General features: G+C 70.6%; 14 protein-coding genes and 4 pseudogenes. 9 read left to right on the top strand and 9 right to left on the bottom strand.

The features are described from left to right. Positions 1-58 precede the first annotated feature (58 nt). Positions 59-1,123, top strand: coding sequence for a helix-turn-helix domain-containing protein (locus tag ACWCV9_RS36870; RefSeq protein ID WP_450793302.1), 1,065 nt, complete (start codon positions 59-61; stop codon positions 1,121-1,123). Positions 1,124-1,165: 42 nt separating this feature from the next. Here the strand turns inward: ACWCV9_RS36870 and ACWCV9_RS36865 are convergent, their stop codons facing one another. Continuing rightward, a complete protein-coding gene (locus ACWCV9_RS36865) occupies positions 1,166-2,071 on the bottom strand; it encodes a CPBP family intramembrane glutamic endopeptidase (RefSeq protein WP_450793300.1) in 906 nt (301 codons plus the stop codon). A 135-nt stretch (positions 2,072-2,206) separates the two neighbouring features. On the opposite strand from ACWCV9_RS36865, the gene ACWCV9_RS36860 reads away from it, so the two are divergent. Genes ACWCV9_RS36860 through ACWCV9_RS36850 form a run of 3 tightly spaced genes read left to right on the top strand, consistent with a single transcriptional unit; the run spans position 2,207 to position 4,919 of the window. Further along, positions 2,207-3,427 carry a histidine kinase gene (locus tag ACWCV9_RS36860; RefSeq protein ID WP_450793298.1) on the top strand — a complete coding sequence of 407 codons (1,221 nt, stop codon included), beginning with the start codon at positions 2,207-2,209 and terminating at the stop codon, positions 3,425-3,427. Further along, positions 3,415-4,065 (top strand): LuxR C-terminal-related transcriptional regulator, encoded by a 651-nt coding sequence (locus ACWCV9_RS36855; RefSeq protein ID WP_450793296.1) that lies wholly within the window; start codon positions 3,415-3,417, stop codon positions 4,063-4,065. The genes ACWCV9_RS36860 and ACWCV9_RS36855 overlap by 13 nt, the downstream gene beginning before the upstream one ends. Continuing rightward, on the top strand, positions 4,065-4,919 hold the full coding sequence (locus ACWCV9_RS36850; RefSeq protein WP_450793294.1) for a WD40 repeat domain-containing protein: 855 nt from the start codon (positions 4,065-4,067) through the stop codon (positions 4,917-4,919). The genes ACWCV9_RS36855 and ACWCV9_RS36850 overlap by 1 nt, the downstream gene beginning before the upstream one ends. Before the next feature lie 504 nt (positions 4,920-5,423). Here ACWCV9_RS36850 and ACWCV9_RS36845 read toward each other — a convergent pair. Both ACWCV9_RS36845 and ACWCV9_RS36840 read right to left on the bottom strand, forming a co-directional pair. Beyond that, positions 5,424-5,594, bottom strand: coding sequence for a hydrophobic protein (locus ACWCV9_RS36845; protein ID WP_365669126.1), 171 nt, complete (start codon positions 5,592-5,594; stop codon positions 5,424-5,426). A 752-nt stretch (positions 5,595-6,346) separates the two neighbouring features. Beyond that, on the bottom strand, positions 6,347-7,195 hold the full coding sequence (locus tag ACWCV9_RS36840) for a helix-turn-helix transcriptional regulator (RefSeq protein ID WP_450793291.1): 849 nt from the start codon (positions 7,193-7,195) through the stop codon (positions 6,347-6,349). 136 nt (positions 7,196-7,331) lie between these two features. Between ACWCV9_RS36840 and ACWCV9_RS36835 the strand changes: the two genes are divergently transcribed. Next, the gene (locus ACWCV9_RS36835; protein ID WP_450793316.1) at positions 7,332-8,186 is read left to right on the top strand and encodes an NAD-dependent epimerase/dehydratase family protein; all 855 of its coding nucleotides are present in this window, start codon (positions 7,332-7,334) and stop codon (positions 8,184-8,186) included. A 2,288-nt stretch (positions 8,187-10,474) separates the two neighbouring features. Here ACWCV9_RS36835 and ACWCV9_RS36830 read toward each other — a convergent pair. After that, positions 10,475-11,488 carry an Lrp/AsnC family transcriptional regulator gene (locus ACWCV9_RS36830; protein WP_450793289.1) on the bottom strand — a complete coding sequence of 338 codons (1,014 nt, stop codon included), beginning with the start codon at positions 11,486-11,488 and terminating at the stop codon, positions 10,475-10,477. Positions 11,489-11,585: 97 nt separating this feature from the next. Between ACWCV9_RS36830 and ACWCV9_RS36825 the strand changes: the two genes are divergently transcribed. Beyond that, positions 11,586-13,061, top strand: a complete 1,476-nt coding sequence (locus ACWCV9_RS36825; protein ID WP_450793287.1) for an MFS transporter — start codon at positions 11,586-11,588, stop codon at positions 13,059-13,061. 247 nt (positions 13,062-13,308) lie between these two features. Here the strand turns inward: ACWCV9_RS36825 and ACWCV9_RS36820 are convergent, their stop codons facing one another. The 3 genes and pseudogenes from ACWCV9_RS36820 to ACWCV9_RS36810 all read right to left on the bottom strand — a co-directional run. After that, entirely contained in the window at positions 13,309-13,473 is a 165-nt protein-coding gene (locus ACWCV9_RS36820; protein ID WP_450793285.1) for a helicase associated domain-containing protein, read from the bottom strand. A 437-nt stretch (positions 13,474-13,910) separates the two neighbouring features. Then, positions 13,911-16,316 carry a LuxR C-terminal-related transcriptional regulator gene (locus ACWCV9_RS36815; RefSeq protein WP_450793314.1) on the bottom strand — a complete coding sequence of 802 codons (2,406 nt, stop codon included), beginning with the start codon at positions 16,314-16,316 and terminating at the stop codon, positions 13,911-13,913. 144 nt (positions 16,317-16,460) lie between these two features. Beyond that, positions 16,461-16,700: pseudogene (locus tag ACWCV9_RS36810) on the bottom strand (ATP-binding protein); the annotation flags it as partial. Positions 16,701-16,895: 195 nt separating this feature from the next. Between ACWCV9_RS36810 and ACWCV9_RS36805 the strand changes: the two are divergent. Beyond that, positions 16,896-17,750 (top strand): hypothetical protein, encoded by an 855-nt coding sequence (locus ACWCV9_RS36805; RefSeq protein ID WP_450793283.1) that lies wholly within the window; start codon positions 16,896-16,898, stop codon positions 17,748-17,750. Positions 17,751-18,131: 381 nt separating this feature from the next. Here the strand turns inward: ACWCV9_RS36805 and ACWCV9_RS36800 are convergent, their stop codons facing one another. Then, complete coding sequence (locus ACWCV9_RS36800; RefSeq protein ID WP_385848080.1) at positions 18,132-18,527, bottom strand: DUF3224 domain-containing protein; 396 nt, start codon at positions 18,525-18,527, stop codon at positions 18,132-18,134. Between the two features lie 154 nt (positions 18,528-18,681). Between ACWCV9_RS36800 and tap the strand changes: the two are divergent. Beyond that, positions 18,682-20,127, top strand: a pseudogene (gene tap, locus ACWCV9_RS36795) (telomere-associated protein Tap); the annotation flags it as partial. Positions 20,128-20,145: 18 nt separating this feature from the next. Continuing rightward, a pseudogene (locus ACWCV9_RS36790) lies at positions 20,146-20,310 on the top strand (transposase); the annotation flags it as partial. Positions 20,311-20,343: 33 nt separating this feature from the next. Here the strand turns inward: ACWCV9_RS36790 and ACWCV9_RS36785 are convergent. Then, positions 20,344-20,520 (bottom strand): annotated as a pseudogene (locus tag ACWCV9_RS36785) (DUF6233 domain-containing protein); the annotation flags it as partial. Between the last annotated feature and the right edge of the window lie 244 nt (positions 20,521-20,764).

The raw sequence follows: 20,764 nt of genomic DNA, 5'->3' as shown, positions 1-20,764 counted from the left end.
GGGTGACAGAGAACCGCTCCTGGGCGGAGGCGGTCTGTCACCAGTTCAGCACCGGGCCATGCGGCGCACAGACCGCTGGCTATTACCATCACTCACAGCCTGCCGCTTCGGCATCGCCGCTGGTGACGGCAGCATCACGAGGGAGCGCCGCGTTCGGGCGGACGCCCGTTGTCCTAAGGAGAGGCACGATGACGCGCGGCAGGCCGTCGCCCCGGGAGACCTGCACCTCGCCGTTTGCGGACCACGGTGCACCGCCGGCCGGGGCCGGTCGCCGGCATGGTGGATGGTGAGCGCCCTCCTCACGCCGTCGGGCGAGTCCCCCCGCCGTGAACTGGGGGCCTTTTTGCGGTCCCGCCGTGAGCGGCTGAAACCTAAGGACGTGGGCCTGCCGGAGGCCCCGGGGCGCCGGACCCCGGGGCTGCGGCGGGCCGAGGTCGCGGAACTCGCCGCGATCAGCGTCTCCTGGTACACGTGGCTGGAACAGGGCCGGGTGCGTACCTCGGAGCAGGTGCTGCGCGCGGTGTCACGGGTGCTGCGACTGGACGCCGCGGAAACCGCGCACGTGCTGTCGTTCTTGGAGGAGAGCAGGCCGCCCGCCGATGCTCCCACCTGGGTGTCACGCAACCTGCTCGGTCTGGTGCAGGCCATGACACCGCACCCGGCTGTGGTCCTCGACCCGCACTGGGACCTGCTGGCGTGGAACGCCGGGTATGCCGCCCTGCTGACCGATCCGGCGCGGCTGCACCCCAAGCAGCGCAACCTCCTCTGGCTGGTGTTCCGCTGGCCGCCGGCGCGCACCCTGCTCGCCGACTGGGAACACGAGGCCCGCGCCCTGCTCGGCCAGTTCCGGTCACGGGCCGCTCACCGGCCGAACGATCCCCGGTTCGCCGAACTGATCGGCGAGCTACTGTCGGACGGTGACGCGGCCCGCTGGTACGAGCGCCGGGAGACAGCCGGATTCGAGCCCTCGGTCCGTCGTTTCCGGCATCCCGCCGTAGGCGAATTGCGCCTGCAGTACGTGAAACTGGCCGCTGTGGACGAGCCCGGCCACCACTTCCTGGCCTACCTGCCCGACGACCAGGACTCCGAGGTAGCCCTGCGCCGTCTGCAGGCAAGCGAGTGAGCCCGAGGTCCCGGACGTTCCGGGACACGGACCCGCGGGGGCTCACCTCGGTGTGCCGGCCGCGCGTTGCTCGACCGCTGCGCCGTGGCCGGGCTCGTGGTGCCCGTCGCGTCGTCGGGAGGTCAGCCAGATGCCCAGCACGGCGAGGGCGCTCGCTGGCCAGGTGGAGATGCTCAGCGGCCCTGCGAACAGTGGGTCGACCAGGTGGGCCGAGATACCGCGGGTCAGCGGCAGCGCGAACTCGTTGAGTGACAGGTGCGCCGCGACGGCCGCCCACACCGACCCGGTGGACAGCCGGATGGTGGCGATCACCGTTCCGAGCAGCATGGCGGTGACCACGGCGACGGGTATGCCCAGCAGCATCGGATGGCCGGGGTAGCTTCCGCCGAGCGCGGTCATCGGGACGTGCCACGCCCCCCAGATCGCGCCGCCGATCAGTAGGCCGCGCGTCCTGCCATGGCGTAACAACCGGGGCAGCAGGTAGCCCTGCCAGCCGAGTTCCTCGCCGAAATACAGCGGAATGGAGATGAGCGCGCTCAGCACAAGCGGCGTGATGGTGGCGGGCCCAGGGAGGTGCGCGGGGGTGTACCAGCCGGCGAGTGTGGCCACGGTCAGGCCGGCAGCGGTGAGGCCGAGCGGGATCGTGACGGCGATCGCGACGGAATGGACTTCGTGCCGCCACGGTGTGGCCCTGGCAAGTCCGAGGAGCCGCACGGCCTCTCGCGTCCCTCGGTGGCGCGCGGTGAGACCGAAGGCGGTCAGCGCCGGCACCAGCATCATGAGGATCATGCACACCGCCGCGAGCCGTGGCGTCCCCTGCGCGGCGCTCGTCCGACGCAGGCCGTCGAGCCAGAGAGGGATCATGGTGATCCACGCTCCGACAAAGCTGATCGCCAGGAAGGCGACGAGACCGGTGCGCGAGCTGCCCCAGGCATGCGTTCTTTTCATGGCCGTGACACTACGAACCGCGGGTGACCGGGGCGATCGCGCACGCTCGCCGACCAATGGTGTAGCGCACACCACTGCGCCGGGAGGCGGGGAGGGGAAGACTGGCCCGTCGTGAATGAGTTATCGACGGCACGAGTGAGCGCCGCGCGTTCGGCCTGTGCCGCCAGGTACTGCGCGGGCACGTTCGTCCGCGGATTGACCCTGGTCGTGCTGGTGCCCGTGCTGATGTACTCGGCCGTGCTCTGCCTGGTCGGTGTGGGTCTGCTCGTCCTGCCGCTCGAGCTCCGGCTGCTGCGCTGGCTGGCCGACGGTGAGCGCGAACGGCTGGGGCGCTGGGCGGCGACAACCACAGCCCCGGCCGGGCCGTACGCGCGAAGGCGCCTGATGGCGGTGCTGTCGGACCCGGCGACCGGCCGCGACCTGCGCTGGGCGCCCGGCATGATGGTCGTCGGCACGGTGCTCGGGCTCATGGGCGTGGCGCTGTTCCTGTTCCCGGCGGCCGTGCTCGTACTCGTATTGCTGTGGTGGCTGTTCCCCGCGGACGAGCCGGTCAGGCTGATGCTGAACGTTCCGATCGACGGCTGGGGATCCGCGATGTACGCCGGAGTGCCTCAGTTCCTGTTGAGCGTGCTGCTTGCCCTGTTCGGCCCGCCCTTGCTGGCCAGGCTGGAGGCGTCTGCGAGCCGGTGGCTGCTCGCCCCCTCGGCCGCCACGATCCTCGCCGAGCGAGTGTCGACGCTGGACCGGACGCGCACCGGGGTGATCAACGCACACGGCAGCGAACTACGCCGCATCGAGCGAGACCTGCACGACGGCACCCAGGCGCGGTTGGTGTCCCTCGCCATGCAGCTCGGGCTCGCCGAGCGGACGCTCAGCTCCGACCCCGCGGCGGTGGGCCCGCTGTTGGCCCGGGCGCGGGAGGGCGCCGAGGAGGCGATGGCCGAGCTGCGTGACGTGCTGCGCTCCGTCTACCCGCCGATCCTCGCCGACCGGGGCCTCGCAGGCGCGGTCTCGGCAGTCGTCGCCCGCTGCCCCATACCCGCCACCGTAGAACTCGGCGAACTCGGCGACGTACCGGCGCAGGCCGAGGTCGCCGTGTACTTCGCCATCACCGAGGCGCTCACCAACGCGGCCAAGCACAGCCACGCCACTTCCGTGTCGGTCACCCTGGTCAGGATCGGCGGCACGGTCCGCGTGGAGATCACCGACGACGGCCGAGGCGGGGCAGCCGAAGGCCGCGGCACCGGATTGAGCGGCATGCGGCAACGTGTCGAGGCAGTCGACGGCGCGCTGGGGGTGCAGAGCCCGCCCGGCGGGCCCACAGTGATCACCGTGGAGTGCCCGTGCGCATCCTGATCGCCGAGGACAACGCGCTTCTCGCGCAGGGACTTTCCGCGATGCTGGAGGCCCTGGGAAACGAGGTGCTCGCCACGACCGAGGACGCCGAGTCCTTCGTGACGGCCGCTGTTGACCACCGGCCGGACGTGGCCGTGGTGGACGTCCGCCTTCCCCCGTCCTTCACCGACGAAGGCATCAGGGCCGCGCTGCGCGCCAGAAAACGCGTCCCCGGTCTCCCGATCCTCGTGCTCTCCCAGTACGTCGAGGACACCTACGCCCGAGAGCTGCTCGCCGATGGCACCGGCGTCGGCTATCTGCTCAAGGACCGAGTCGCCCGTGTCGACGACTTCCTCGAGGCGCTGCACCGGGTGGCGGCCGGCGGCACGGCACTGGACCCCGAGGTGGTCCGGCAGCTGCTCGCGACAGGCGGCAATCCTCTGGCGCGGCTCACTGAGCGTGAACGCCAAGTACTCGCGATGATGGCCCAAGGATACGGGAACTCTGAGATTGCCGATCGCCTCGTGGTCACCGAGCGGGCCGTCCACAAGCACGTCGGGAACATTTTCGTGAAGCTCGACCTCCCTCCCGAGGACAGTGGTCACCGGCGGGTCCTCGCAGTTCTCACCTACCTCGGCGCCCCCCAGCGCGAATCCTGATGTCTGGGAATAACGAGTTGGTGCGTGATAGCGGGGGGCGTGTTTGGCCTGGTCGTAGCCGGTCTTCAGGCGTTGATGGTGCGGTCGGAGACGAGCCCGGCGGTCCCGTGCCACGGAACGTGGCCCGCGGTGGTGTCCCGTCCTCCGCCGACGTGGCCTCGCTGGCGTTCAGTCCCGACGGCAGCACTCTCGCCACCGGCGACTTCGGCTGGACGACAGGGCTGTGGGCCGTCTCCACCGGCAGCAGCCGCATGACCCTGATCGGGCAGCACACCGACGAGGTGACGTCCGTGAGCTTCAGCCCGGACGGCCGTCTCCTGGCCTCGGGCAGCGGTCACCCACGGTGCATCTGTGGAAGGTGGCGCTCCCCGACCCGGCCGCGTCCATCGAAAGGATCTGCCACGCCGTCGACCGCGACTTCACGCCCCAGGAGCGGACCGCCTACCTCCCCGGTCAGTCACCCGGTCCGGTCTGCCCGACCCAAGCACCCGAAGGCGTGCTGGCAGTCGGGTGGCGGCGTACCACAGCTTCGCCGACGCCTTGTCCTGTGGCGCGGATACCAGCCGCCGCCGGCCGGTTGCCCGTCGCCGCGGTGCGGGCCGGGGCGCGCAGAGTGCGGCCGTGTGCGGCTGCGCTGCCTTCTGGAGCTGCGCGTGGGAGGGGCCGGTCGGTTTCCGCGGGGTGGGGCAGTCGAAGACGGTGGACTTCACGCTCGTGGAACCGGATCTGGTGGTGGAAGTCGGCGTCGACGTCGCCCGCGATGTCTCCGGCCGGTGGCGCCACTCCGCACGCTGCCGTGCTCGCCCCGCCCCCTGTCCGCCGACGTGTCCCGTCTGGCGTCGTCGCCGGGCTGACGGAGGCACGGTGCGGCGGCGTCGCCGACGCGTAGCCGGCTGAGTGCGCGCGCCCTGACCCGCGACCGTACCGCCCATCCCGCCCGTCCCTTCTCCTTCACACCAGCCAAGCAACCTTGGGCGAAGGCGGCCGCGACGGGGATGGCAGCGGGCCGACCATGAAGAAACCGCGTGGTGACATGCATGGACACGGAGACGTTCTCCGGGGCGCGCAACAGTAGGCGCACCCTTTGTCGCACCCCGGATCCTGGCGGCGTGCGGCGTTCGGGCGGGACGCCCTGAGAGTCCCGCGCAAGCAGGTGGCGTGAGCACCGGCCGCGCAGACAGGAGGAGCAGGGTTCCACTGCTGAGTCTGCGGGGCCGGTGCATGATTCACGTACCCTGCGGTGCGTCCGATAAGCCCGATCTCTCCCGGCCGTCGCACGCGCCAGTGGGCCCGGCCGTGAACGGCCGGGCCCACTCATTTCTTGCGCTGGCGCGCTCTGTGCGCCGGGTGTCTTTCGTCTACCAGCGGTACCAGCGGCCCTTGCGGCCTGCGCCGTCCGCGGTCCGGACGACGAAGCCGAGCAGCCACACGACGAGCACGATCACTGCGATCCACCACAGCGCCTTCAGGGCGAAGCCCGCGCCGAAGAGGATCAGAGCCAGCAGAAGAACCAGAAGCAGGGGAACCATCGTTATCAACCTCCTGGCACATCGAATGCCCTTACTTCAGCCCTACAAGCACACAAAATATGTGTTACTTCCAAGGAGTCAGGGGCATATGTGCGCCGTACGCGTGGACGATTCCCCCCTTTCGGCACCTCACTCGTCCCAGACACGCAGCATGTGTCGCTCAAAGCGATGCCGTGGCCTGGAATGTGCCGGGTCCGTCACGAAGTCACGCAGCCGGCACCGGAGACTGGCGACCGAGGGAGTCCAGCCGCGAGCGAGGCCGCCTGCGGTTTCGCGGAGGATGAGTTCGCCGAGGGCGACGCGGGGCGTCGTTCTTCGGCAGGGCGGCGGCGTGGCGCTGGAGGTTGGCGGCGAGGGTGCGGGGGCGCCCGGTGAGCTGGGGGGCGATCTGCTCGTAGTCGCGGCGTGAGGTTCGGGTCCTGCCATCCGAGGGCGGCGGTGACGAGCGCTTCGTTTGGGGGCCCGGGTCCAGCGGGAGTTCGGTGTCGAGCAGCCTGTGGGGGGCGTGGTGCACGCCCAGCAGCCGGGCGAGCTACGCCGACTCCAGTTGCGCGGCATGACCCCGGGCGCGGTCATCAAGAGCGCGCCTCGAGGGGATGCACAGCTGTACGCAACGCCGTCGGCCGCCCTGGGCGGGGCGGTAGATCCGCGCCCAGGGCCCGAACCCGCGCTTGGCCCCGATGGTATGGGAGTTCGGGCTTGTGGGTGATGTGTGGCGGGGTGGGGGGGCGTGCTCGAAGGCACGCTCGTGGTCAGGAGCCAGTCGGCGTCAAGTCCTGCAAGCCCACCACCCGCAGCAACTGCAAGCGCTCGTAGGACTCCGTGCCCGGGCGGGCTGTGTGGATGATGAGTTGCTGGTTGTGGTCGGAGTTGACGAGGATCTCGCAGTCGAGTTCGAGGATGCCGATCGCGGGGTGCCGGAAGCGTTTGGTGGAGGCGCGGCGTGCGGCGACCTCGTGTTCGTCCCAGAGGCGGGCGAACTCCTCGCTGTTGGCTCGTAGTTCGGCGACGAGGGCGGTGGGTTCGGGGTCCGTGGAGCGGGCTGAGGCCACTGCTCGCAGGCCGGCCACCTGCTCGCGGGCGCGCTGCGGGCGGTCCTCGGGCGGGAACAGCTCCTGGGCCGTCGGGTCCAGGAAGAAGCGGCGGATCATGTTGCGTTCTTGGGGCGGTCGGGCGAGGACGTCCCCACTCAGCGCCCTTGACAGTGCGTTCTGGGCCAGGACCTCGCCGCAGTCGGTCGCCACCATCGCCGGGGTGTCGTGCAGCCGGTCCAGCACCAGGAGCAGGCCCGGGCGCACGTGCGTGCTGGTCTCCTCCCGGCGCGGCGGCTGTTCACCGGTGAGGTGGAAGAGGTGGTCGCGTTCGTCCTCCGTCAGGCGCAGGGCGCGGGCCAGCGCGGTGAGCATCTGGCGGGAGGGGTGCGGGCCTCGGGACTGTTCCAGCCGCGTGTAGTAGTCCACGGACATGCCGGCCAGCTGGGCCACCTCTTCGCGGCGCAGCCCCGGCGTACGGCGGCGGGCGCTGGCCGTGAGGCCCACGTCGGAGGGGGCCAGGCGGGCGCGAGCGCGGCGCAGGAAGTCGGCGAGTTCGGCTCGGTTCACCTTTCCAGGGTGCGGGAGGCCGGCCGGCTTATCCAGGGACTGCCGGTCCCCTGATGAAGAGGTCTCTCCCTCTCGTTTCCGTATCCGGTGAGGCTGGTCATCAACGACAGGCGACGCACTGCGTGAGGAGCACATGATGCTGACTTTGGTGACCGGTACGACGGGACAGGTCGGACGCCGTTTCGTGCCGAGGCTGCTGGCCCAGCGGCAGCCGGGCGAGCAGGTGCGCGTCCTGGTGCGGGACGCTGCCCGCGGCGAGCCCTTCGCAAAGTTGGGCGCCCAGGTCGCGGTAGGAGACATGCGCGAGGAGGAGTCACTCGGCAAGGCGCTCGCCGGCGCGGACGCCGTCGTGAACGTCGCCGCCTCCTTCCGCGGGGTGCCCGATCAGGAGGCATGGGCCGTCAATCGGGACGCCGCGGTGGCCCTGGGCCGCGCCGCGCAGGCCTCGGGCGTGGAACGGTTCGTGCAGGTCAGCACGAACAACGTGTACGGCGTCGGACGGGGCCGCCCGCTGACCGAGGAGGACGAGAGCCGGCCGGGCGGCGCGATGTGGGGCGCCTACGCCGAGTCGAAGGCCAAGGCCGAGCGGGAACTGCTCACGCTCGAGGGCCTGGACGTACGCATCGGACGGCTCTCCTTCGTCTACGGCGAGGGCGACCCGCACCTCGCCAATTCCTTGCATTGGGCTGGCCGCTGGGCGCCGCACCAGCGCCTGCAGATGGTCCACCACGCGGACGTCGCCCAGGGCCTGATGCGTCTGCTGTACGCACCGGGCATCGCCGGCCGGATCTACAACATCGCCGACGACGCCCCTGTCACGACGGTCGAGCTGTACCAGCTCAACGGCGCAGAAGTGCCCGCCGGGCTCCACGAGCTCACGGACCCTGACCCGTGGTTCGGGATCATGTCCAACCAGCGGATCCGTCGGGAGCTCGGCTTCCGGCCGATCTACCCGAGCGTCTGGACGGCCCGGGACGCCGGAGCCCTGTGACGGTCACTGCGCCCGGCCAGTCCACCCCTCTGATCCACCCCACCAGCACGAGCCCGCCACCGCGATCACGGCCACCACCAGGTGCGTCACGATCGGCGCGGCAAGGGCGGCCGCCCGCGACCCGCGGCAGAGCGTTCGCCACATTGATCATGCCGACGTTCGCCGGTGACACGTAGCGCACCCTATCGGTGACGACCATTGTGCTTCGTCTGCCTGAATCCGCAGGTCAGCGGATGTCGGTGGTGACAGCTATCGGGCTTCGGCTCAGTTCGGCGGGCCGCCACGGAAGCGCTCTGGCGGCGGCCTGCTCCTGCATTCGTACTCCGAAGCGAGGCCGACGTTGCCCACTCTCTGGCCGCCCCGGCGCACCGCTCGCCGTCTGCTCGCCCCGCGCGTCGCCGCGCCCCGCGCGCCGGTCGGCCCCGCCCGCATCGGCCGGCGCGTCGTACGGCGGCGGGCGAAGGGCAGGGACGCCACCGCCGTCGCCCGCGCCCTCGAGGACACCCGGTTCGACGCGCGGCAGGCTTCCCGGCACGAGGACCTGGCCGGCGACGAGCGCGGCCGCGCGGAGTGGGAGCGCATCGACCAGCTGCTCGCCGCCGCAGCGCCGGGCACCGTGTACGACCCGGACACTCGCTCCGGGCCGCACCAGGTGCGGCCCCTTGGTGATTTTCTCGCGGGTACTGGTGATCTTTCGGTGTTCTGGCGTGCAGACGGAGGTCGTGCTCCTGCCGTCTCTTTCACCGGTGTCGGGCTGTCCGGGGGGTGGTGTGGGCGGTGTGGGGGAGGAAGGCCTGATTGGAGGCGGTGCGGTTTCTGTGTGACGGGGGAGGGGGAAGCGGAGTGGGGGTGGGTGTTGTCCGGTCAGCTGCGTCCCCGGCTGGGCGAACAGCGGCTGGCCCGCACGGAGCACTTCCTTGGTCAGTAGGAGGACTTCAAGGCCGCAGGGCGGATGCCGCCCCGGCTTGCCGAGCAGTTCGCCCGCATCCGCGACGGGCTTGGCGACTTCCCCGACCGCGTGGTCGCCCTGGCCCGGCTGCGGGTGATGGCGCCTGCCTGATCTGTGATCACGAGCCATGGGCACCAGGGGAGGACTGGCGGTGGTCCTCTTGCTCGGGCCCGTGATGCGATGAGGGGCGCCGGACTTCAACCACGATGCGACGCCATGACCGAATCACATCAGGGACCTGGTCGAGTAGGCCCTTCAAGGCGAATAAGAAGACGGACACGGCGCCAGCCGCTGCCAGAATCCCCAGGACGATCTGCGCATCCATACGTGGGCCTCTCCTCCGGGTGGAGGGCGGCCGAGCTGAGCGCAAGACTGCATGCGAAGTGGCAGGTGTCTCAGGTCGACCACCCTGAAGACGAGTGATCAACTGAGGCCCTGCCGACGTACAGGCCGTGTCTGAAGTTGTCGCGATTGACGCGGTGTCACCTTGGTGACGCGCACGCCCGAAAGGGACGTCGGACCCATTCCCGTCGCAGCCAGCTCCGCTGGCCGTGCCGTACCAACTCTAGGTGCTCGTTGACCTGTTGTCTGCTGTGTAGCCGGTTCCGGAGGCTCTCGAGCAGGAGATGGCCGCCCGCCTGCCCGGCCACGATGTCGTTGGCCTGCTGCGGGAGCTGGTGCACATGCGATGAGCCGTTCCGCTGGCTCGCGCGGTAGGCCAAGCGCTCGCGGGGCGGCTGCACCGCGATGTCGAGGCGGTCGCCCGGGCCGCCCGCGCGCGTGGTCTCGACACCCACCTCGACGACTGTCAGCGTCGGGGAAGCATGGGTCTTCCTTGGCCCGTTCCTGGCCGACCGTCCTCGACCTCGCCGCAGCCGACGCTGCGGCCGATGTCCCCCTCACCGGGTGCATGCGGGCGTGGCCGTGGACCGCCGCCGCGGACCCGCACCTGCTCGATCGGCTGCTCGCCTCCCCTCCCGGCCGCGCATCCGTCCGCCGCCGGCACCACCACCATGGGCGCCGAGACGGTGGGGGAATGGTGGCCATGCGATCGACGTCACCGCGAGGCTGCTGGCCGGTGGTGCTGGAGACCGCGCTCGCCCGGGCGGGCCGCCAGCCTTCAGCAGCGGGCCGCGCACCGTCACGCTCGATGAGGGTGACCTGGCCGAGCTGGCTGCCGCGGCCGGCTTGCTCGCGGCTGCTGGCGAACTGGCCGCGGCCGCGGCCACGGACGGTGGCGACGTCGGCCACGCGATCGTGCTGCATCACCTTTCAAAGGGATCGTTTGTGAGAACCGAGGGGCGGTCGAGGCCACGTGCCGAGCGTCGCCTGGCCCGGGTTATGGGCGGCGTCGCAGGGGCGGCTTGCCGGGGGTCGGGAGCGGTCCGGCCATCTTGATCGTGCGCAGCACGGGCGCGGTCTCCAGGGTGGTGATCGCGCTCAGGGTGCCCAGGCGTTCGGTGAGGTAGCGGTGCAGCGCCGCCGGGCCGGGGCATAGGGCCTGGGCAGTGAGATTGTGAGGGCCGGTGACGGCGGCCACGTAGGCCAGCTCGGGGTGTCGGGCCAGGGTACGGGCGACATGATCGAGGTGGGCGGGGGCGACGGCCATCCACAGGAGCGCCTGCGTGGTGACGCCCAGCAGGGTGGAGTCGAGTTCGACGTCGAAGAAGAGCTGTCCGTCGGCCCGCAGTTGCTCCAGCCGGCGCGCGACGGTGGCGGGCGACCAGCCGGTGGCCGCGGCAAGGCTGCTCAGGCTCGCCCGACCGTCGCGCTGGAGGGCAGCGAGCAGGCCGGCGTCGGCATCGTTGAGGCCCGCCCGCACTCCAGGGGCGGCAGTGACAGGCGCCGCCTCGGCTACGGCGGTGCGTAGGCGGCGCTGCTGCGTGGCGTCGAGGGCCTGTTGATGGCCGGACCACGCGGTGGGCCCACCGAGGTAGGTGTGCAGCACGCAATGCGCGGAGACCGCGGTGATACCGGCGGTGCGCGGGATGTCGTGCAACAGCAGTGCGTGCCCGTCGGCCCCGGCGGCGGTGGAGGTATGCACGATCGCGACGATCTCGGTGCCGCCCGAGGCGAGCTTGACCCAAGACGTGTCGGCGCGGCGGGCCAGCGCGTCGGCAAGGTCTTGAGCGGCGCGCGGGCCCGTGGTCAGTCGCAGCAGCCATTGGGCGCGGTCGCTGCGCTGCGGCTCGGCCAGGCCGACCACCCGCAGCCCGGCGTCTGCGCACAGCCGCCGGTAGCGGCGGGAGATCGTCTGCGCCGAGACGTCGAGGACGTCGGCGATCGCGCTGAACGGCGCCCGTCCGGCGATGCGCAGGGCGTGGATGAGACCACGGTCGATGTCGTCCAGCATGTGAAAATCATGCACCACAGACATTCTGATGGAATGTTTCACCAATCCATCCGCTCAAAGTGGAGCTGCCCCGGCGGCGGCGCGCACTGTCGAGCGCATGTCGTACTCCACCATCACTCCGCCGCCGCAGCGGCGCTGGGCCGCACTCGGCGTGTTGCTGATCGCCGAGGCCATGAACCTCCTCGACGCCACCATCATGACCGTCGCCGCCCCCGTGATCCGAGCTGGTTTGGGCGGTCCGGCCACCAGCATCCAGTGGTTCAGTGCCGCGTACACCTTGCCGTTCGCCGTCTTCCTGATCACCGGTGGACGGCTGGGTGACATCCTCGGTCGGCGGCGGGTATTCCGCCTGGGCATGGGCGGCTTCGTCCTGGCCTCGTTGGGATGCGCGTTCGCGCCGTCCACGGCGGCGCTGATCGCCCTGCGGGCGGTGCAGGGCGCCACGGCCGCACTGATCATCCCGCAGACCATCGGCATGATCCGCGCCATGTTCACCGGCTCGGCACTGGCCCGGGCCATGGGCACCATCGGGCCGGTCATGGGGCTCGCCGCGGTGACCGGCCCGATGGTCGGTGGCGCGCTGACCCAAGCGGACGTGCTGGGTTCCTCCTGGCGGGCGGTCTTCCTCGTCAACGTCCCCCTCGGCGCCGCCGTGCTTGCGGCCACGCCGCTGCTGCACGAGGACCGTGCCGCGCTCCGGCCGCGGCTGGACCACGCCGGCACGGCGCTGGCGGTCCTGGGCAGCAGCCTGCTGGTCTACCCGCTCATCGAGGGCGGCGCGTATGGCTGGCCAGGCTGGTGCTGGGCCATGCTCGCCGCTGGCGGCGCGGTGTTGGCGGGCTTCGCCGCACATCAACGGCGGCGAACCCGCGGCGGCCGCAGCCCGCTCATCGAGCCGGGCCTGTTCGCCGACCGCGGCTTCACCGCCGCGCTGGTGTCCAGCGTGCTGTTCTTCGCGGTGGTGGGCGGCCTCATGCTGGTGGCCGTGCTGCAGATGCAGCTGGGTTTGCACCGCGACGTCCTCTCGGCCGGCTTCACACTGCTGCCGTGGTCGGCGATGATGGCGCTGTCGTCCTGGGTCGCCGGCGCCTGGCTCGTACCTCGTTACGGGGCCCGGGTCATGAGCGTCGGCCTGCTGGCCCTGCTCATCGGAGTCGTATCGGCCGCCGCCGTGTACGCCACCAGCCCGCCCGCCTCCTACCCCTGGCTGCTGTTGCCCGCACTGGCCGTGGCCGGGATCGGTCAGGGCCTGTACGCCGTGCCGTTCTTCACCACCGCCCTGCACCACGTCCGCCCACACGAGACGGGTTCCGCCGCCGGCCTGCTCAACGCGGTGCAGCAACTCGGCGGCACTCTCGGCGTCGCCCTGCTCGGCAGCCTCTTCTTCCATGCCGCCGCGCGCGGCGCCCCCACCCCGTCCGCCGCCGCCCTCACCGGCGCCCGCAACGCCTTCTGCCTCGCCTCCGCGCTCATCCTCGCCACCGCAGTGACCACGGCCATGATGCTCCCGCGGCGGCGCTCATCGCCCACGAGCCCGGATCAACCCTTCGTTCCCGATGCCACGGGTAGGTGACACCTTTGAGCGGAGCGCCGTCACGCCATGAGCCTACGGGGCCGGGCTCGTCCGCGTATCCGGGATGGCTTATCAGTTCCGGCATCGGGAGCTGCAGGACTACCTGGCCCGCCGAAACCCGACCGCCCAAGCAGTGCCAGCACCTCGGCGGGGGCTACCGATGCCCCGTGATGCTCGTTGAGCATGCTTTTGACAGTGGTAGCCGAGATGCCGGCGCCGGCGGTGACGAGGGAGTACCGATGGCCGGCTACGCCCATCGCATTCCGATCGCCGACAGCCGCTCGACGCGCTCCGCAGACAGCGCGGCGGCCCTGCTGCGCTGGTTGCCGATCCACGACCCCAGCTTGAGGTCCCGTGGCGTGGGCTTCTCGTTCTCGGCTGCGGGCTCGATTCCAAGGACGTGCTCGCACATCCACTGCTGGACTGCGGTGAGTTTGCCGAAGCCCAGTTGCTGCCTTCACGCAGCGGCCGGCCAGGTCCGCGCCGTGATGGACTCCTGCGCCCACCGTGACGGTGCCGACTGGCTGCAGCAGGTGCGCGAGGACGCTCAGCGGATGCACCGTCCCGTTGGAGCCCGGACCGTACCGCGGCACTGGCGTGGAAGGGAGATTCCAGCCTCGAGACAGCCTGGAGATGTCCCTCCAGCTCACCGGCACCGCCCGCTCCGTGCCTGCCGCCTTGAGGTCGCGCCCGCGGTCGTTCCGCTCCGGCCGAAAGGCGGCCGTCTTCTGGAGGCAGAGACCGGCGTTGACATCGTGGAGCGGACCTGCCGTGCGATGTCAGCTCTCCTCGCCGAGGCGATTGCGCCGGCTTCGTCAGGCCGGTGTGTCCGGACGTTGCATCGTGTGTTCAAGTGGCCTGGGCTGCTGGGGGGTTACGGTCGGCCGTCGTGGGGGGAGGGACGACGTCGTGGTGGGTGCCTGCCGTGCGGGGGACGGTGTTGTCCAGCATTCTGCGGGTGAGTGCGGCGCGGTTCGAGACGCCGAGCTTGCGGTAGACCTGTCTGAGGTGGGTCTCCACGGTTCGCACGCTGAGGAAGAGTGTGGTGGCGATCCCGGCGTTGGTCATGCCGGTGCTGGCGAGGTCGGCGATCTCTCGTTCGCGGGCGGTCAACGAGGGCAGTGCGCCGGTCCGGCCGGTGAGCTCGGCCAGCCGGGACCGCTGACGGCTCACGTCACCGAGCAGGCGTGCGGAGCGGCACTGGTCGGCGAGGACCGCGGCACCCTCCAGCCAGTCGGCGACACCGTGTGTGCGTCCCGCGTTCAGGGACAGGTCCGCAGCCGCGAGCAGGGTCGCGCAGGCCTCGATGCGCTCGCCGCTGAGGGAGAAGTCGGAGAAGGCTTCCACCGCCTTGTGCAGGGCGGCTTCGATCTGGCCGTGTGCGGCGTGGGCGCGCATACGGGCGCGCAGGGCGAAGCCCTTCCGGCCGGGGGAGGGGAGCTGTTCGACGGATCGCTCGGCGAGCTCTGCCCAGCGTGCGACCGCCTCGCGGTCGCACGCGGCGAGTGAGGCCTGAGCCAGGGTGTCGCACCAGCGGGGCTTGCGCCAGGCGGTGAGATGGGGCAACTCGGCGCCGCCGGCGGCATCCAGCAGAAGCCACCGGGCCCGCGCGGGATCGCCGGTGCGCAGCACGAGCTCGGCGTGGAAGCAGCGCACGGTGACCGCCCACGCGGTCGGCGTGTCACCGCAGACGGCCAGGGCGCGGGTGGCCGATGCCTGCGCCTGCTCCAGGTCACCTGGCCTGTCCCGCCAGAAAAGGATCTCGGCCCGCACCATGGCGCCGACAGCCTCCTCCGACGCAATGACGACTCCCTCGCGCCGCAGAGTGATCCTTTCGAGCGTGGCCAGCGCACCGTCCAGGTTTCCCAGGCGCAGCCGGGCGTTGGCGAGCACGGTGAGGATCTGGGGCTCGATGTAGGTCTGGCCGGTTCGCCGGGACAGAGCCGACGCCCGGGTCAGGTGCCGATCGGCGTCCAGCAGCCGTCCCAGCATGCCTTCGCTCAGGGCCAGTTGAACCGCGGCCTCCAGGTTGGTCAGCACAGCGGTGTCGGAGGAAGAGTCGATGAGTTCGGCCGCGGCCGCCGCCCGCGCCTGTGCCGTGAGCAGGTCGCCGGTGAACAGGTAACCGAGTGCGGCCTGGGCCAGGGCCCGGGCCTCGCCGACGTGATCGAGGTGCCGGTGGGCGATCGCCGCGGCGGTGTCGGCATGCTCGCGGGAGGCCTTGTATTCCTGAAGGTCGTAGGCGTGGTCGGCGAGTTCGGTGTGCAGGGCCGCAGCGATCACCACGTCCTTGTCGGACAGCACCGCCAGACCGGTCCGTGCCAGGGCGCCTGCCTCGCTGTACCGGCCGAGGCGGCGTTCGAGCCGGCTGGAGTCGGCGAGCGCGGTCGCCTCGTCGGGCAGACCGGACATGGCCGACCTCAGGGCGTCGAGCAGCTCCCGGCCTTCGGAGGCGTCCCCGGTCAGCAACTGGGCGCGTGCGAGGAGGACCTGGGCCTCGTGCCGGTGATCCTGGCCCTCACCAAGCAGCGACAGGGCGGCTTTCAGATAGCCCGCCGCGACGCTGGGCGAGCTGTACAGAAGGCTGCGTGCGGCGGCGATCAGAACCGTCACGTGCTGCGGACAGTCCGGATCGGCGGCGGCGGCGACATGCCGGGCACGCCGTGCGACGGATACGGCCTGCTGGGCGAGTGCGGCGTCGGCCCGGCGGTGCAGGTCGGTGCGCCGGCTGGGGTCCATCCGTTCGTAGACGACCTGGCTCACCGCTCGGTGGCGTACCGCGAGCTGAGGTGCGGGCTCGGCGGGCCGAACCAGGTCCAGACGGGTGAGGGTGTCGAGTACGCGCGCGCTGGCGGCCGTCTCCTGCCCGGTCACGGTGGCCAGCAGCTCCGGATGGAACGGCTCACCGAGGACCGCCGCGGCCTGGAGCACGGCCAGGGATTCGGGATCCAGGCCGGCCAACTCCCCGAGGACAGCCGTGACGGCCTCGGCGTTCGGCCGGCCGTGAGTCCCCAGCACCTTCAGATACTGCGGATTGCCCATGGCCTGTCGGCAGATCTCGTCGGCGTCCGGATGCTCCCCGAGCAGTTGTGCGGCCTCATCGCGGGACAACGGGCCGAGATCCCACACCTCCAGCAGGCCGGCGGACGCCGCACGCGAGAGCATTTCCGCGGCCTCCACAACCAGCTGGCGCTGCCGGCAGGACACGAGGCACAGCACCTGACCAGCGGTGGTCGCCTCTAGCAGCTGTTCCACGTAGGGCATTTGATCCACTGGGAGGAGATGCAGGTCCTCGACCACGGCCAGCAGCGGACCGCCCCGCGTCGCGCGCGCGACGACATCGCGCAGGTCCAGCGGCCCCGCGGCATCGCTGTGAGAGGAGGCTGCGACGAGCTGCCCGCGGGTTGCGCACACCGCAATCCCAGCGGCTCGCGCCTCGGCTGCGACCGTCCACACGAGAGCACTCTTGCCGATGCCCGGATCCCCGGTCAGCGCCACGGCTCGCCCTGAGCCTGCACCGAGGGCGGTCAAGGCTCCCAGCAGCACCTGTACTTCGGCCTCACGCCCGATCAACACACGTGCGCCACCATTGGCTCGGCGGGCGAGGGGCGGTATGGGGTACCGCAGGTCATCGGTCATGAAGCGGCAGATTAGTGGCCCCCTGTGACAGGCGGTGAAACGGGGGAGCGTGGACCTACGTACTGAACTGCGTGGTTACGCGGATACGGGGCCCGCCCCGTGCCACGTACCGTGCACCGATCGGACCAGACCAAGAGATGACCGCACGACTCTCCACCAGCGTCGGCGAGCCATCTTCGATAACAGAGGATTGCTATGCGTATACGTGCCACAGCCACCATCGCCTCCAGCGTCATCATGGTGTCCGCGCTCGCGCTCCCGGCAGCCGCCCAGGCAGCGGAGCCTCCGGGTGCGCGCGCGAGCCTCGGCGCCTTCACCGCGTCGACCGTTCACCCCGACGCCAAGCTGGGCAGCATGACCTTCTCCAAAGCCGTCATCAACGGCGGCAAAGACATCGACCTGGGCGTGACCACCAAGAAGACCGTCACCGTCACATACACCGCAACCAGTTCAAGCGGTGTCGCGCTCACACAAGCCTTCCTCTGGCAAGGCACCGACAGCTCCAGCGCCGACACGATCACCGGTTCCCTGGGCACCGACGACGACCCCGCCTGCACCGAGTCGACGACCCGGACCGGCGTCTACAGCTGCAAGGCCGTCTTCCACATCAACGCAGCGTCCGACCTGAAGAACAACGGCAGCGCCGGGACGTGGAAGCTGTTCCTCGGCGGCTACGACCTCTACGCGAACGCCAGCTACGACGACGATGTGGCCACCACCAGGATCAAGAAGGTGTCCCAACTCACCCTCGACGCCACCCCCGAGCCGGTGAAGAAGGGCAGGACCATCACGGTCGACGGCAAGCTGAGACGTGCCGACTGGAACCACGGCACGTACACCGGCTACACCGGGCAGAAGGTGCTGCTGCAGTACCGCAAGAAGAACAGCAGCACCTACACCACCCTGAAGACGGTGGCCAGCGGCGCCGGCGGCGCGCTCAAGACCACCACCAAGGCCACGGCCGACGGCTACTACCGATTCTCCTTCGCGACCAACACCACCACTGCCGCCTCCACGTCGGCCGGCGACTACGTCGATGTGCTTCCGTAAGATCGCACGGCTCGCCGGCCTCCGGGCCGGACAGCGGAGTGACGAGCTGTCGCTCAGCGACCTCCAGGCCATGATGGCGAGCTGACCGCGTCGGCACCCCCGGACCAGATGCTGGTGGGCGCCGACGCATTCGCATCCGCTGGGCGGCTGGGGCTGGCCAACGCTCGAATTCCTTCGGGGGTTGACCCGACAAGAGGGTTTGTGGCGGGACCGGTCCGGGTTGTCTTGGTTGCAGTGCGAGGCTGCTGCCAGGGTCGGGGCCGCCGTGTCAGCGCCGCCGCTACTGCTGGCCGGGCTCGGTCGCTGATCGCCCAGTGAGGGGTGTCGTTGACCAGTGAGTCAACGACGCCCTGGTGGTCCAGACGGCGAGGCGGGCCTGTGTCAGCTCAGCGTGTACTCCAAAACGTAGGAGTGGCTGCCGTCCTCGGACTGGATGATCTCGAAGGCACCCGTGATCCCCGCGAGGTCGCCGGAGCCCGTTCCCTGGACCACGCGGATCGCGATCTGTTCCCCGTGGCTACCGGGCGCGCTGTGCTGGAGGACGAAGGAGCCCTTGCGGCCGTTGAGTTCGCCAGTGAATCGCTCCACGGCGACATAGGCCGCGGGACTGCCCTCGGTGTCGGCCACCGACAGCATGTTCACGGTGCTGGTGCCGGCCAGGCCACCGTGGAAGGTCTTGGTGATCCGCACGCGGCCAAGCGCGGCGCCCGGGCCTTCGTCGAGCACCTCCGGTTCGAATGATGTGAGGTCGAACGTTCCGCTGGCCTTCGTGCTCATTCTGCGCCCCTGGAATCTTGATCGTCTGTATCGCGCAGCAGCCTTGCACACAGCACTGACAATCCCTGCACGGGGACCGTCGAAAGCCCGGCTCAGTACTTCCGGCAGCGGGCCGACAGGGCGTCGAGGTCGGTCTGCATGGTGACGTGGTGCGACCGAGAACACCGAGACCTTTGCCCCTGCTCCGACCCCCGCTACCCGTTCGGCCCGCGCAACCAGGCCGACGTCGCGCCGACGGGTTGCGAAGAAGGCGGCTCCGGCCAGTACCCCGGTGGGCGGCACCGACCGGCGGTTCGAGAACGGGCCGCTGGCCGTGGTCGACGTCGAGGACGGTCAGGCGCTGGCGTCCTGCAGCGGCGGCCTGGTGCTGGACGTGCCCGCCAAGTCCCTCCCGGCCTTGGTGGAGTGGACGCTGGGTGAGGCGAAGCTTGGGCAGCCGAAGCTGTCCGGTGCGGGCAAGGACGCCGACCCGCTGCTCGTGCTCACGACGGCCGCCCTGGAGCGCTACGGCCTGCCGGTCCACCTCACCTACGAGGAGCGGCTCGCCTACCGGATCCCGGAGAACCACAAGGCCGTCAAGCAGCTGACCCGCGCCACTGGAAGCTGACCAAGCGCGGGTTCGGGCCGTGGGCCAGGATCTACCGCCCCGCCACCGGCACGGAGCGGGCCTGCGTGCAGCTGTGCATCCTGTCGTGGAACGCGCTCGACACCCGGCACTGGGGCGCGGCCGGGCAGCTCCCGCCGGCGAAGCTGGCCCGCGTCCTGGGCGTGTACGCCTCCCGGGTGATGACGCCGCGCGGATCGACGGCCGTGACCGGTCTGGAGCTGATGACCGCGCTGCCCCCCGCCGACGCGCGCCTCCGGGCCGGACGCCGACGGCAAGCGGCACTGCGACCACAACCCCGGCTCGCTGGGCAAGGACGCCATCGACCCGATGAACTGGCCGCCGTGCGAGGTCCCGGACGGCCCCCCGCTCCTGGCGGACCTGCCGCGCTTCCATGTCCGCGGACCCGGCGAGAAGCTGTTCGAAGAGGCGTACGACTGGGCACGGCCGATGACGGATGCCGAGTGCACCTTGCGGCACCTGGTCGGCATCGACGTCAATATGGTCTTCGCCGCGGGCGCGAACGGGCTCAACGTCGGCCTCGGCGAGGCGACGCACGTCCAGGCCCCCGCGTTCGACCCGAAGCTTCCCGGCTCATGGCTGGTCGACCTGTCCCACATCCACCTGTCGAAGGCGAAGGTCGGCAAGGAGTGGGTGGAGCTGGACGGCTCGCTGCTGCCCAGCCCGTTCACGACGAAGGGCGAGCGCCCGCAAGGGCCGGCCTGGTACGCGACGCCCACCGCCTCCTACGCCCAGAAGCTCGGCTACGAGGTGCGCCCGATCGAGGGGTGGGCCCGGTACGACAACAGCCGCTATATGGACGGCTGGTACAACCGGCTCCGCGACGCCAACCTCGCCACGATGGCCGACCTCGGCGTCGACGTCGGCCTCGCCTCGGCCGACTTCCTCGCCTCGATGGACGGCCACAAGGACCACGACCCGGACCTGGCGATCGTCGTCTCGGCGATCAAGGCCACGGTCAAGGGCGGCCTGGGCAACGACAACTCGAAAACGTCAGTAGGGCGACGGCGCTGGGTCATCGAGCGCACCATGTCGTGGCTGTCCGGCTACCGGAGGCGCAGCCCCCGCTACGAACGTGATCCCCGGAACTACCTGGCCTTTCTCGGCCTCACCGCCGCCCTGTGCTGCTACAAGCGACTGATCCGCCTCACCACATAGGACACGGACTGAGCCGAGGATGCCGAGGTCGGCGTCGGGCGGGCAGTGGGTGCAGGCGGTGATGCCGTCGGCGAGCAGGCGACGTGCTTCGTCCAGGCCGATGGGGTGACGTCGTTTGCCGGCCATGTGGCAGGCGCCGCGGTGGACACGTGTGGCAGCCGTCCGACGCCGAGGCCGAGTTCGGCGGTCCAGACCGGGGGCTGGCTTCATCCGGCGGGCGTGCTCGTTCTCGGCCTGCGGCCGCTGGAATCAGGATGGTCAAGGTTGCCTGGTGTCAGTCGGCGGAAGGCGCTACGGCAGCGGATGCCGTGTTCGTGGTGGCCTTCGGCGGGACGTACGCTCTCCGGCGGGGCGCCGGTCCGCCGTCAGACGTCGCGCCAGCGCGCGCTGGCCCAGGAGAAGGCCCCGAAGGACATGAGGCCGACCGCTATCAGCGCCAGCAGCCATGGGCCCG

The organism is Streptomyces sp. NPDC001606 (assembly GCF_053596835.1).
This window is presented reverse-complemented; position numbering and strand designations above follow the sequence as displayed.